Genomic DNA, 13,068 nt, shown 5'->3' with positions numbered 1-13,068 from the left:
GCCTGAGGTCCTCGGCCAGGTCGGCGCCGCCGATCTTCATCTTGACGATCTCGTACCCGGCGTCGAGGAAGCCCCTCATCTCGTCCTGCAGGTCCACGGTGGTGCGCCCGGCCTCCTCCGCCCTCCGGACCTCGCCCTCCCGGGCGTCGATCTGCTCCGTCACGGGGGCGGGAAGCCAGCCGTGCTCGGCCGACGGAAGGGGCAGCGCGGACAGTTCTCCCCGGACCTCCGCGGCGTCGGGCCGTCCGGCGGGGTCCTTGGCGAAGCAGCGGGCCAGCACGTCGCGCAGGGGGCCCTCGGGGACCGCACCCAGGGCGGGCTCGTCGGCCATGATCCGGCGCAGGGAGTCGACCGGGCGCCCGGAGCCGAACGGGGGCTCCGCCGAGGCGGCGAAGACCACCGCGCCCGCCAGGGAGAAGAGGTCGCTGAGCTGGGAGACGCCGTGCCCCGTGATCTGCTCGGGCGAGGTGTAGGCGGGTGTGCCGAAGGTCTGCCCGGTGCGGGTGAGCACCGTGCCCTCGACGGCGCGGGCGATGCCGAAGTCGATGACCTGCGGGCCGCGCGGGGACAGCAGGATGTTGCCCGGCTTCAGGTCGCGGTGCATCAGCCCCGCCTCGTGGACCGTCTCCAGGGCCCGGGCGAGCCCGAGGGCCAGAACCAGCAGCGAGGGGCCGGGGAAGGGGCCGTTCGCGCTCACGGCCTCCTTCAGCGTGGGGCCGGGCACGTACTCGGTGGCCATCCACGGGACGTCGGCGTCCGTGTCGGCGTCGGTCACGGCCGGGGTGAAGGGGCCGCGCACCCGCCGGGCGGCGCGGACCTCCCGCGCGAACCGGTCCCGGAACCCGGTGTCGTGGGCCAGGTCCTCCCTGACCACCTTGAGCGCGCGCAGGTGGCCGTCCGGGGTGCGCGCCAGGTACACCCTGCCCATGCCGCCCGCGCCGATGCGGGAGAGGAGCCTGTGGCGGCCGATGTGCCGGGGGTCGTCGGAGGCGAGGGGCTGCACGGCGGGTACGCGTTCCTCACTGCGTCAGGGCACCGGCGCGGGGGCGGTCGCGCGGGGTCGGGGCGGTGCTCGGGAGGGTTCCTCCGCCAATGTAGCGGTTCGTGGGCGGACCGCCCGGACGAGTGACCGGTTGCGGCCCGCCCGGGTCAGCCGCCGATCACCCCGAGCAGCGACAGGTCGGTGTCGTAGACGGCCAGGTCGCCGGTGTCCGCTCGCAGCCCGGCGAGCCGCGACCCGTCCGGGGACAGGACGAGCGGGAACAGCCGGGGCAGGTCCGGGCCGAGCCGGGCGCTGGCCGCGTCGCCGTAGTCCCACGCCATCGTGCTGCCCGACCCGGCGCCCGGGGCCAGCATGGCGGCGAAGACCCGGCCGCTCGCCTCGCTGTAGGCGACGTCGACCAGGAAGTGGTCCTCGTCGTCGGGCACGAACTCGCGCAGGACCCTTTCGTTCTGCGGCTCGACCAGCAGGACGCGGTCCGAGCGGATGAGCAGGACGCCCGAGCCGTCCGGGAGGATGTCGAAGGCGTCCGCGCCCACCCGTGCGCGCTCGTCGACCAGGCCCAGCCGGTCGAGCCCCCCGGCCCCCGTGCGCCACACCGCGACGCCGCCGCCCACCTCGCCGCCCGCCACGGTGGTGCCGTCGGGCGAGTACTGGATCGCGCCGAGGCTCCCGGAACCCGGCAGGGCGGCCGTCAGCTTCCAGCGCTCCGTCTCGTAGAGGTGCAGGAACCGCGCCCCGGGGTCGCTCCGCACGCCCACGGCCAGCGAGGAGCCGTCGGGGCTGAAGGCGACGGACCGGACGGCCTGCTCCGGTCCGACGTTCCACGCCCTGCCCGTGGACAGGTCGGTGACGGCGGTCCCGTGGAGGGTGCCGTAGGCGAGCAGGCAGCCGTCCGGGCTGAAAGCGGCCGGGGTGGGGGGCACCGTGGCCTCCTCGTTGTCGATCCGGGCCAGGGGCCGCGACCCCTCCCAGTCCCACAGGGTCACGCGGTCGACCTGGGAGACGGCCAGGACGGTGCCGTCGGGGGAGAACGAGAGTTCGAGGGGCACGTCCGGGGGGAACATGACCTGCGGCGGGCCGGTGAGGGCGAGGTTCCCGGCCAGGCTTCCGGACGCGGAGCAGTCGCGGACGGCGCCGGTCTCCCCGGCCGCCTCCCACGCCGGGGCCGCGACGGCGAACAGGCCCGCGCCCGCGAGGAGGACCGCCACGCCCAGGAGGGCCGCGACGCGCAGCACGGCCCGGCCCCGCCGCCGGGGAGGGGTGCGTGCGGGGGGCGCCGGCCGGGCGCCCGGAGCGAGCGCGGCCCAGGGATCGGGGGCCGGGGGGCCGCCGGCCCGGGGGCCGACCGCAGAGCGGTAGGACTCCTCGGCCGCGGCGACCGCGGCGCGGGCCCGCGGCGGCAGCCACGGGGCGGTGGGGGGTTCCTCGGGGAGCGGCCCGCCGAGGTGGTCGAGGACCTCCTGCGCGGTCGGCCGGTTCTCGGGGAGCTTGTCCAGGCACGCGGCCACGAGCGGGCGCAGGGGGCCCGGGACCCCGTCCAGGGACGGCGGCTCGCGCAGGACCCGGTACAGCAGGGTCGAGGGATGCCCCTCCCCGAAGGGGTCGGCCCCCGTGGTCGCGAACAGCAGGGCTCCGCCGAGGGAGAACAGGTCGCCGGCGGCGGCGGCCCCGCCGCCGGAGAGGAGTTCGGGCGCCGTGTAGGCGGCGGATCCGACGCCCTCGCCGGGGCGGGTGAGCCGGGCCTCGTCCACGGCCCTGGCGACGCCGAAGTCGATGAGCCGGGGGCCGTGTGCGTCCACCAGGACGGTCGAGGGCGTGAGGCCCCGGTGCACGGCGCCCGCGCCGTGGGCCGTGTCCAGGGCCTCGGCGATCCCCCGGGCGAGGAGGGCCGCCGCCGCCGGGGGGAGGGGCCCGGTGCTTTCCACCAGCTCGCGCAGCGTGGGGCCGGGGACGTACGCGGTGGCGGTCCAGGGGACGGGGGCGGACAGGTCGTGGCCGAGGAGGGGCGGGGCGAAGCGGCCGACCGTCCGGTGGGCGAGGGCGGCCTCGCGGGCGAAGCGGGCACGGAAGTCCAGGTCGACGGCGTACGCGGCGCGGACGACCGTGACGGCGGCGGGGCGCCCGCGCGGGTCCGCGCCCAGATACACGCGGCCCATGCCGCAGGAACCGAGGTGGGCGATGAGGCGGAACTCCCCGAGCTGTGTGGGCTCGTCGGGGTTGAGGGGGCGCATGGGTCCTCTGGGGGGCCAGGGGCGGAGGACGCCTCGGGGCCCGCCAGGACGGCCCGGTGCGTCTGCCGGAGGTTTCTCAGGAGTCACCGTAACCCGAGAAGATCGCTGATAGAGCACGATTCCGACCGGTTCACGGAGGGTGTGTGCCCTTATGTCACCCTTTGGTGGTTCGGATCCGAAGATCTGTTGTGCCCGACTTCGCCGCGAAACCCGGTGAACGCGCGCGCCCGCCCCCGACGCCCGGAAAAGGGACCGCCCGGGACCCCGCCGGAGACGGGCCCCAAAGGGCGGCCCCGGGGAGCCGCGTGCGCCGCGCGGCCCCGGGGGCCGCGCGGGGCGACGTCCCCGCGCGGCCCCCGGCACACGCCCTACGGGCGGGAGGCGGTGGCCCCGGACCAGATGTTGACGTCGGAGTCCACGGCCCACTCGTCGATGCGCCGCAGCTCCTCGTCGCTGAACCCGGGGGAGTCCAGCGCGGCGAGGTTCTGTTCGAGCTGCTCCACGCTCGACGCCCCGATGAGCGCGGTCGTCACCGTGCGCGGCCCCTGGTCCCGCAGCACCCAGGAGATCGCCATCTGGGCGAGCGTCTGGCCGCGCTCCGAGGCGATGGCGTCCAGGGCGCGCGCCCGCCCCAGGACCTCCTCGGACAGCATGTTGTCGCGCCAGCTCGGGCGGCCCACGCCCGCGCGGGAGTCCGGTGGCACCTCGCCGCCGAGGTAGCGCGGGGTCAGCACGCCCTGGGCCAGCGGCGAGAACGCCACCACGCCCATGCCCTCGTCGGCCGCCGCCTCCAGCAGACCGCCCTCCACCCACCGGTTGAGCATCGAGTACGACGGCTGGTGCACGGTCAGCGGGGTGCCCAGCTCCCGCATGATGCGGGCGGCCTCCCTGGTCGCGGCGGGGCCGTACGACGAGATGCCGGCGTACAGCGCCCGGCCGGACACCACGGCGTGGTGGAGGGCCCCCATGGTCTCCTCCAGCGGCGTGTCCGGGTCGGGCCGGTGGCTGTAGAAGACGTCCACGTGGTCGAGGCCCATCCTGGCCAGGGACCGGTCCAGCGACGAGAGCAGGTACTTGCGCGACCCGCCCCGCTGGTGGGGGCCGGGGCCCATGACCCACCCGGCCTTCGTGGTGATGACCAGTTCGTCCCGGTAGGGGGCGAAGTCCTCGGCCAGGGCGCGGCCGAGGTTCTCCTCGGCGGCCCCGGGCGGCGGTCCGTAGTTGTTCGCGAGGTCGAAGTGGAACACGCCGAGATCGAACGCCCTGCGCAGGATGCGGCGCTGGTTCTCCTGGTCGCGGTCCGCGCCGAAGTTCTGCCACAGGCCCAGCGACAGGCGGGGCAGGTGCAGCCCGCTGTCACCGCTCCTGCGGTACTCCGTCGTCTCGTACCGATCCTCGCTCGCCACGTAGGTGCCCACGGACCGCCTTCCCCTCGTCGGATGACCGACCGGCAGACTAACCCGCCCGGCGGTCCGCCCGAGGGGGCGGGGGGCCGACACGCCTAGGCGTCGACGGTGAGCTCGCCCATGCGGTCCCAGCCCTCGCCCTCCACGGAGCGGCTGACGATGAGCGGGGTCTCGGCGAGCAGCGGCTTCATGCGGGCCAGGCCCTCGCGGAAGTGGTCGCTGTTGACGTGGGCCTCGCCCGTGCCGTCCCGGAACGCCTCGACCAGGACGAACTCGTCGTCGCGCTCGACGCTGCGGGACCACTCGAACCACAGGTTCCCGGGCTCGGCCCGGGTGGCGGCGGTGAAGTCGGCGACCTCGTCGAGGAAGCGGTCGACGGCCTCCGGCCTGACCCTGTACTTGACGACGATCAGGATCATGGTTCCCGGTCTCCTCACTGTGCTCGGTTCACTGCTCGGGGGGACACGTCGTGTCCCCCGTCCCAGTCTTCCAGAGCACCGCGGGTGCGGAGCGCACGGCTGACCGGGGCCGGGCGGCGGTGGAGCGGGGAGAGGAGGGGCGGTGTCAGGCGGCGACCGGCTGGCGTGCGGCGCCGAAACCGTGGCTGTAGACGGGCTCGGGGCCCCGGGCGAAGGGGTTGAGGAGCTCGGCGGCGCCGACCGGGTCGCTCGCGGGATGGGAGACCGTGCCGCCGTGGAACAGGTCGTTCCAGAAGAAGCGCCCGTCGCGACACCAGACGTTGACGTCGCGCTGGACCGACATGACGGCCATGTCGGTGGTGCCCGACCAGTAGAACTGGCGCTGGGTGGCTGAGACGAGTTCGCCCAGGAGCGCCGTGATCGCGCGCTCGGCGCAGAAGGCGTGGCGGGGCTTGTGCTTGATTCGTCTGGCGAGAGCCGACTTCGCCCGGGAGGCCCGGGGATTGTTCAGGCGCCAGTGACTCAAGGTCGTCTCCAGTGGGTCTCGGTTGCCGCGGTGCTGACCGTGTGCTCGGTGCGGCCACAGTCGCCGCGGTTCGAGGGTTTCCGCCCGTCCTGGGACCTTGGCGGGTTCCCTCCACAAAGTTGGTGAGGTGTGAACGGTGTCGTTACCTCGTAGTTATTCTTTGCGCTCCGGATGCTAGCAGCAACTCACCCCTTGCAGTCGAGGCTTCTACGAGTGACCAATGTCACAATTAACGAAACCGTATCGACTGGGCAAAACCGAGAACCTACTGGTCAGAGGGGTTTTTATGTACCTGTGTTCGATTGGCGCGGGTCGAATAAAGGCCTCTGAGTCCCGTCCTGGCTGTCGTGAGTCTCACCCGTTTTGGCAACTCTTGGCGTGCTTCTGGTGACTCGTGGTGACTTCTTGCTGGTTACGCGTTCTTGACTCTGTCAAGCGCGGGTCTTGCCGATGCCGGGTCCGGCGGCGCACACGGGCGTCGGCCGGTTTTGCGCACCCTGTCACCCCGGTGTAAGGGATGGTCCGGTCTCTGGAGGACACTGGAGAGGTCGTACAAAACGGAGAGAAGTCGTCCAGTGACACAGACCCAGACATCCGGTGACCGGACTACCCCGGACGGGAGCACCGTGCCCACCGAACCCGCGGGCGGCGCCCGCGCGTGGATCGTGTGGGCGGTCGCCGTCGCCGGGTACTTCCTGGCGATGCTGCACCGCAACGGCCTCGGTGTCGCGGCCCTGGAGGCCCAGGCCCGGTTCGACGTCGGCCCGGCGCTGCTGTCCCTGCTGCCGATGCTCCAACTCCTGGTGTACGTTCTCCTCCAGGTTCCGGCGGGCCTCCTCGCCGACCGGCTCGGCCCCCGCTACACGCTCGCCATGGGCATGGTGGCGATGGTGGTCGGTTCCTGCCTGTTCGCGCTCGCGCCCGGGATCGAGACCGCGGTCGCCGGACGGTTCCTCATCGGCCTCGGCGACGCCCTCGTCTTCCTCAACGTCATCCGGCTGGCCGCCCTGTGGTTCCCGCGTGCGCGCTACGCCCTCGTCAGCGGCCTCACCGGCGTGGTCGGCGGCATCGGCCAGGTGGCGAGCGCGGCGCCCCTCGCGTGGGCCCTCGGGCAGGTCGGCTGGGTGGCCGCCTTCCTCTCCACCACGGCCCTGACCGCGCTGATGGCGCTCCTCGTGCTGCTGGTCGTGCGCGACCGCCCCGCCGACGCGGCCGGGCGGTCCACCGTGGCCGACCCGATCTCCGTGTGGGAGGCGCTCAAGGAGGCCCTTCGCGCGCGCGGCCCGCTCATCGGCATGGCGCACCACGCGGCCGTGATGGCGCCCTTCACGATGATGATGGTGCTGTGGGGCTACCCGTACCTCGTGAACGGGCTGGGCCTGGCCGAGGGCACCGCGGCGCTGACCCTGACCGGTCTGGCGGCGGGGGGCCTGTGGGTGGCCCCGTTCGTCGGCCTCCTGGTCGGCCGGCACCCCCGGGCGCGCCGGTGGCTGGCCCTGACCCTGGGGGCGGTGCTGAGCGCGGGCTGGGTGCTGCTGGTCGTGTGGCCCGGGGGAGCGCCCGTCGCGGCCGGGCTGACGGTGATGGCGGTGAGCGCGGTGGGCCAGACCCTCGCGCCGACGATCTCCTTCGACTTCGCCCGCGACGGCATCCCCGCCAGCCGCACCGGTGTCGCCTCCGGCCTGGTCAACATGAGCGGCTTCACGACCGCGGTGCTGTGCACGGTCGCCGCCGGTGCGATCCTCCAGGCGCTTCCGGACGAGCCGGAGTCCTACCAGATCGCGTTCGTGCCGATGTGCGTGACGACGGTCGCCGCGACCGCGGTGCTGTACTTCTTCGTGCTGTCCCGCCCCCGGGCGTAGGCCCCGGGGCCCGCGGGGGGCGCGGGGCGGAAGGGGCGCGGGCCCGAAGGCCCACGGCTCCTCTTCTCCCCTTAACTCCTCGCGCGCGTGCGCACGCGCGCGAGGAGGACGGCGCCCATGGCGGCCCTTACGGACCCGCGCTCGTGCGCGGGAGAGGCCGCCCCGCGCCGGGGCGGCCCCCCTCGGGCCCCGTGCCTCGGGCAGGGTCCGGGCACGGCCCCCGCGCGTCCCCGGCCCCTGCCCTCGGACACGGACCTCAGGCGCGGGCCTGCGCCGTCTCGCCCATCTCGGCGCGGAGCCGGTCCAGCACCCCGGACAGGAGCCGGGAGACGTGCATCTGGGAGCAGCCCATCCGGTCGGCGATCTCGGTCTGGGTGTGGTCGCAGAAGAAGCGCAGGCCCAGGAGCCGGCGGTCGCGCTCGGGAAGGCGGGCGAGGGCCGGCTTGAGGCTCTCGCGCTGGTCCACCAGTTCCAGGCCGTGGTCCTCGCTGCCCAGGTGGTCCTCCAGGCGCATGGGCTCCTCCTCGGCGCCGGAGGTGTCCGGGGCCTCCAGGGACAGGCACTGGTAGGCGTTGGACGCCTGGATGAGCTGCTGCACCTCCTCCTCCGACATGTCCATCCTCTCGGCCAGCTCCGCGGTCGTGGGCGTGCGCGCGTGCTCCTGCTGGAAGTCGGAGGACACTCTGCGCAGCTTGCTGCGCTCCTCCTGCTGGGTCCGGGTGACACGCATCGCCCAGGTGTGGTCGCGGAAGTGGCGCTTGACCTCTCCGGTGACCGTGGGGACCAGGTAGGCGACGAACGGCTTGCCGTAGGAGGGGTCGTAGCCGCGCATGGCCTTGGTGAAGCCGACCATGGCGGCCTGGTACAGGTCCTCCAGCGGTTCGCCGCGGCCCTGGTAGCGGCGTGCGATCTTCTTGGCCAGGGGCTGGTGGAGCAGTACGACGCGCTCTCGGAGCCGGTCCGCGCGGGGGTCGCCCTCGCCCAGGCGCCTCGCCGCGACCAGCAGCTCCTCGGCGGAGGCGTTCTCGCCGGGGGTGCGCGTACGGGGGCGGGAGAGCGGACGGGTCCGCTTGCGGGCGGTTCGGGGCGTCTTCGGGGTGGTGGCGGTGTTCGGCAAGAGAGCTCCCGGTTGTCTGGCGGGTCCGGACAGAACGCCGGTGGCGTCGGCTGGGAATTCAGTGCGGGCGGGTGGTCGGAAGGGTTGAAGGGAAAACCTGGTGGACCTTCTTCCTTCCCTCGGAGCGGCGTTTAAAAGTGCGGACCGAAATTTTTTGCCCCTCCCCTGGTAGGGGACGATGAAGTCACGCTCCGTGTTTTCTTCCGGTGCTCGGATGGGTGTTTTTCGTGGCGTGGCGCACACTGACCCCCTGCTCCGGGGTGGTGGTGCTCGGCGCTTCCCGTTGAGGGGAGTGTTTCGGTTTTCGAGGGAAGTGCTTTTTTATGCCGTTCTGACAATGGCTTGGGCAGGGGTGTGGAGGTTGTCGTCCGCTCCCGTTCCCGCTTTTACGTCTTTCTTATCCGCACTGTCGGGACGGAGTGGCCGTTCTGCGGAAGGCCTTTTCCTGTTCCGGTCCGAGGGGGTGCCCCGAGACGCCCCGACGGCGGCTGCCCTCCCCCGGGGGAAGGGCCGGGACGCAGGGGTGCGGGCGGCCACCGGCCCTGCCTCCGGTCCGGTCGGGCGGTGCCGGTGTCAGGCCTCCCGGGGCCCTCCGGAGGGCCGTGCCCGGGCGCCGCACACGGCGCCCTCCCCGGCACGTGCCGGGGAGGGCGCCGACAACCCGGGCCCGGGCCGTCAGCCCGCGCGCCAGGTGCCGTCCTGGAGCGCCCCTCCCGCCTGGGGACCCATGAGCGAGAGCCCCCCGTCCACGAAGAGCGAGGCCCCGGTGACGTAGGACGACCCCTGCCCGGCGAGGAAGGCCACGGCGTCCGCCACCTCGTCGGCGTGGCCGGGGCGGGAGATCGGGTAGCCGCCGCGCGTGTCCAGGCCCGGCGGCTCCTCGTGCTGTCCGGTCATGGGCGTGGCGATCTCGCCAGGAGCCACCGCGTTCACGGTGATGCCGTACAGCCCCAGTTCGAGGGCGAGCACCCGGGTCAGGAGTTTGAGGCCGCCCTTGGCGGCGCAGTAGGCCCCGGCGTTCACCCGGGGGAACTCCTCGTGCACGCTGGTGATGTTGACGATGCGCCCGCCGCGTCCCGCGTCGCGCATGTGGGTCGCCGCGATCCTGGAGCAGAGGAACGGGCCGTCCAGGTCGACGGCCAGGACCTCGCGCCAGCGCTCGTAGTCCGTCTCCAGGAGCGGTTCGTCCGACCCGGTCCCGGCATTGTTGACCAGGACCCCGACGCCCCCGAGTTCCCCGATCAGCTCGGCGACGGCCTCGGACCCGCCCACCGGGTCGGAGAGGTCGTGCCTGCGCACCACCGCCCGGCGTCCGGCCTCCCCGATCTCGGACTCCGTCCGGCGGATGCCCTCCTCGTCCGAGTGGTACGTGATGCCGAGGTCGAAGCCCTCGCGCGCCAGGCGGACCGCCGTCGACCGCCCGATCCCGCTGTCCGCGCCGGTCACCACCGCCACCCGGTCGTAGCCGTCGAACTCGCGCACCCCGTCCACGCGGGCGTCGTCACGTCGTTGCTCCATGGCTGCGCACCCCCCTTGTTCCCTGCGCCCGGCCGGGCGCACGCACTCGCGGTCCCGGCTACCCGGTCGGTGCTTCCGTACACGTGCGACCGGGCGGCGCGGTGGGCCGGGTTCCCGTCGGAAAACGGGTTGACCGCGCCCGCCGGTCCCGTGGTGTCATGTCCTGTGACGAACATCGAAGGCCTGCTCGCGGCCTATGACGAGCAGTTGCGCGGCGCCCCCGCGGACCTCCCCGACGGGGTGACGGTGGAGCGGGACGGACCGGTGACGCGGTTGGTGGGGCAGCGCCGGGGGCTCGTCACCGCGCCGCCCGACCCGGGCGTGCGCGGGGACGAACTGGACCGGCTGATCGCCCGGCAGCGGGAGCGCTTCGCGGCGCGCGGCGAGGCGGTGGAGTGGAAGACCCACGGGCACGACCGGCCGGAGGACCTCCCCGACCGCCTCCGCGCCGCCGGGTTCGCGCCCGAGGAGCGGGAGACCGTGCTGATCGGCCGCACCGACGTGGTCTCCGCCCCGGCCCCGCCCGAGGGGGTCGCCCTCCGCCGGGTCGGTGAACCGGACGACATGCGCCGTGTCGCCGACATGGAGTCGCGCGTGTGGGGCGGCGACTGGAGCTGGCTGGGCGAGGACCTGATCGCCCGGACCGCCGCGGACCCGGACGGTATCGCCGTCCTCGTGGCCGAGGCCGGCGGGGAGGTGGTGTCGGCCGCGTGGCTGGTGTTCCTGAGGGGTACCGAGTTCGCCGGGCTCTGGGGCGGCTCGACCCTGCCCTCGTGGCGGGGGAAGGGGATCTACCGGTCCCTGGTGGCCGCCCGCGCGCACATCGCCGCGGCACGCGGTGTCCGCTACCTCCGCGTCGACGCCACCGACGCCAGCGCGCCCGTTCTGCGCCGCCTGGGTTTCGAGGGGGTGACCACCACGACCCCGTACGTCTGGTCCCCGGCCTGAGCCGCGGGGGCCGCCCGCCCCCGTCCGGGGGCGGGACCCGCGCACACGGAACGGGCGGGGCGGCCCCGGAAGGCCGCCCCGCCCGTCGCGGGTCCGGTTCGCCCTAGAAGGCGGACTCGGGAACGTCCATCAGGTCGAGGTCGACGCCCTCGGCCACGCGCAGCTCGGCGGCGATGCGCGGCAGGAACTGCTCGGCGAAGAAGCGCGCGGCGGCGATCTTGCCGGTGTAGAAGTCCTTGTCCGCCTCGCCGGCGCCGTCGATGTTGTTCAGGGCCACCTCGGCCTGGCGCAGCAGCAGCCAGGCGAGGACGACGTCGCCGAACGACATCAGCAGGCGGGTGGAGTTCAGGCCCACCTTGTACAGCTCGCGCGGGTTCTCGGCGGAGCCCATCGCGTGGCCGACCATGAGCTCGACGAGCTTCTCGACGTTGCCGAGGCCCTCCAGGAGCAGCTTGCGCTCCTCCTTGAGGCGGCCGTTGCCGGCCTCGCTCTCGGCGAAGGCCCTGATCTCGCCCGAGAGGGCGCCCAGCGCCTGGCCGCCGTTCTTCACGATCTTGCGGAAGAAGAAGTCCTGGGCCTGGATCGCCGTCGTGCCCTCGTAGAGGGTGTCGATCTTGGCGTCCCGGATGTACTGCTCGATCGGGTACTCCTGCAGGAACCCGGAGCCGCCCAGGGTCTGGAGGGACTCGGCGAGCAGCGCGTAGGAGCGCTCGGAGCCCACGCCCTTGACGATCGGCAGGAGGAGGTCGTTCATGGCCTCCAGCTCCGTGGCGTCCTCGCCCCTGGAGTGCGCGATCTGGATCTCGTCCTGCTGCGTGGCGGTGAGCAGGACCAGGGCGCGCATCGCCTCCACGTAGGACTTCTGCGTCATGAGGCTGCGGCGCACGTCCGGGTGGTGGGTGATGGTGACCTTGGGGGAGTTCTTCGACCCGGCGAGGTCGTTGCCCTGCACGCGCTCCTTGGCGTACTCCAGGGCGTTCAGGTAGCCGGTGGAGAGGGTGGCGATGGCCTTCGTGCCGACCATCATCCGCGCGTACTCGATGACGAGGAACATCTGGCGGATGCCGTCGTGCTTGTCGCCGACGAGGTAGCCGATGGCGGGGTGCTTGTCGCCGAAGGTCAGCTCGCACGTGGTGGAGGCCTTGAGGCCCATCTTGTGCTCGACGTTGGTCACGTAGGCGCCGTTGCGCTCACCGAGGGAGCCGTCCTCGTTGACCAGGAACTTGGGGACCAGGTACAGGGACAGGCCCTTGGTGCCGGGGCCCGCGCCCTCGGGGCGGGCGAGCACCAGGTGGAAGATGTTCTCGGACATGTCGTGCTCGGCCGAGGTGATGAAGCGCTTGACGCCCTCGATGTGCCAGGTGCCGTCGCCCTGGTCCACGGCCTTGGTGCGGCCGGCGCCGACGTCCGACCCCGCGTCGGGCTCGGTCAGCACCATGGTGGCGCCCCAGCCGCGCTCGATCGCGAGCCTCGCGAACTCCTTCTGCTTCTCGTTGCCCTCGGAGAAGAGGATGCTCGCGAAGCCGGGGCCGGCGGAGTACATGTGGACGGAGGGGTTGGCGCCGAGCACGAGCTCCGCGGCGGACCAGACCAGGGAGCGGGGGGCGCCGAGGCCGCCCAGCTCCTGGGGGAGGTCGAGGTTGTACCAGCCGGCGTCCATGTAGGCCTGGTAGGACTTCTTCAGGCTCTCGGGGACGGCGACGGTGTTCGTCTTGGGGTCGAACACCGGCGGGTTGCGGTCCGCGTCCTCGAACGACTCGGCGATGACGCCGGTGGCGAGGCGGTCGACCTCGGCCAGGATGGTGCGCGCGGTCTCCTCGTCGAGCTCCTCGAAGGGGCCCTCGCCCAGTACGTCCTGGCGCCTGAAGACCTCGAAGAGGTTGAACTCGATGTCGCGCAGGTTGCTCTTGTAATGCGTCATGGACAGCTCCGCTGTGTCCTGGCCGCGGTGTCTGTACACGCGGATCTACCGACTAGTAACAAGACAATGTTACTACCGAGTAGACCCCTATGCCAGTAGCGCGAGGGACTTGTGGCC

At 72.9% G+C, this 13,068-nt stretch carries 10 protein-coding genes; 2 read left to right on the top strand and 8 right to left on the bottom strand.

Annotation, left to right across the window (positions count from 1 at the left end; all coding sequences use genetic code 11):
• From ABZ234_RS21480 to ABZ234_RS21460, 5 genes are all read right to left on the bottom strand, one after another.
• A partial coding sequence (locus tag ABZ234_RS21480; protein ID WP_355013228.1) for a protein kinase occupies positions 1–1,003 on the bottom strand: 1,003 nt, incomplete at its 3' end.
• A 146-nt stretch (positions 1,004–1,149) separates the two neighbouring features.
• Positions 1,150–3,234, bottom strand: coding sequence for a serine/threonine-protein kinase (locus ABZ234_RS21475; RefSeq protein WP_355013227.1), 2,085 nt, complete (start codon positions 3,232–3,234; stop codon positions 1,150–1,152).
• Positions 3,235–3,602: 368 nt separating this feature from the next.
• Entirely contained in the window at positions 3,603–4,652 is a 1,050-nt protein-coding gene (locus ABZ234_RS21470) for an aldo/keto reductase (protein WP_355013226.1), read from the bottom strand.
• An 83-nt stretch (positions 4,653–4,735) separates the two neighbouring features.
• A complete protein-coding gene (locus ABZ234_RS21465) occupies positions 4,736–5,059 on the bottom strand; it encodes a putative quinol monooxygenase (RefSeq protein ID WP_267947623.1) in 324 nt (107 codons plus the stop codon).
• A gap of 145 nt (positions 5,060–5,204) precedes the next feature.
• Positions 5,205–5,585 (bottom strand): hypothetical protein, encoded by a 381-nt coding sequence (locus ABZ234_RS21460; protein ID WP_267947624.1) that lies wholly within the window; start codon positions 5,583–5,585, stop codon positions 5,205–5,207.
• A gap of 626 nt (positions 5,586–6,211) precedes the next feature.
• Between ABZ234_RS21460 and ABZ234_RS21455 the strand changes: the two genes are divergently transcribed.
• Positions 6,212–7,447, top strand: a complete 1,236-nt coding sequence (locus ABZ234_RS21455; RefSeq protein WP_355013225.1) for an MFS transporter — start codon at positions 6,212–6,214, stop codon at positions 7,445–7,447.
• Between the two features lie 256 nt (positions 7,448–7,703).
• On the opposite strand, the gene ABZ234_RS21450 is transcribed toward ABZ234_RS21455, so the two are convergent.
• The gene (locus ABZ234_RS21450) at positions 7,704–8,564 is read right to left on the bottom strand and encodes a SigB/SigF/SigG family RNA polymerase sigma factor (RefSeq protein ID WP_344182871.1); all 861 of its coding nucleotides are present in this window, start codon (positions 8,562–8,564) and stop codon (positions 7,704–7,706) included.
• A gap of 675 nt (positions 8,565–9,239) precedes the next feature.
• Positions 9,240–10,082 (bottom strand): SDR family oxidoreductase, encoded by an 843-nt coding sequence (locus ABZ234_RS21445; protein WP_355013224.1) that lies wholly within the window; start codon positions 10,080–10,082, stop codon positions 9,240–9,242.
• A 165-nt stretch (positions 10,083–10,247) separates the two neighbouring features.
• Between ABZ234_RS21445 and ABZ234_RS21440 the strand changes: the two genes are divergently transcribed.
• A complete protein-coding gene (locus ABZ234_RS21440) occupies positions 10,248–11,030 on the top strand; it encodes a GNAT family N-acetyltransferase (protein ID WP_267947628.1) in 783 nt (260 codons plus the stop codon).
• Between the two features lie 103 nt (positions 11,031–11,133).
• Here the strand turns inward: ABZ234_RS21440 and ABZ234_RS21435 are convergent, their stop codons facing one another.
• Positions 11,134–12,951 carry an acyl-CoA dehydrogenase gene (locus ABZ234_RS21435; RefSeq protein WP_355013223.1) on the bottom strand — a complete coding sequence of 606 codons (1,818 nt, stop codon included), beginning with the start codon at positions 12,949–12,951 and terminating at the stop codon, positions 11,134–11,136.
• Positions 12,952–13,068 lie beyond the last annotated feature (117 nt).

The sequence above is a fragment of the Nocardiopsis sp. NPDC006198 genome (assembly GCF_040613895.1).
Lineage (GTDB): Bacteria > Actinomycetota > Actinomycetes > Streptosporangiales > Streptosporangiaceae > Nocardiopsis > Nocardiopsis tropica.
This window is presented reverse-complemented; position numbering and strand designations above follow the sequence as displayed.

Bases quoted from the DNA above. Each gene is read 5' to 3' on its own strand.
- ABZ234_RS21475 (WP_355013227.1), bottom strand. From the start codon at position 3,234: ATGCGCCCCCTCAACCCCGACGAGCCCACACAGCTCGGGGAGTTCCGC.
- ABZ234_RS21465 (WP_267947623.1), bottom strand. From the start codon at position 5,059: ATGATCCTGATCGTCGTCAAGTACAGGGTCAGGCCGGAGGCCGTCGAC.
- ABZ234_RS21445 (WP_355013224.1), bottom strand. From the start codon at position 10,082: ATGGAGCAACGACGTGACGACGCCCGCGTGGACGGGGTGCGCGAGTTC.
- ABZ234_RS21435 (WP_355013223.1), bottom strand. From the start codon at position 12,951: ATGACGCATTACAAGAGCAACCTGCGCGACATCGAGTTCAACCTCTTC.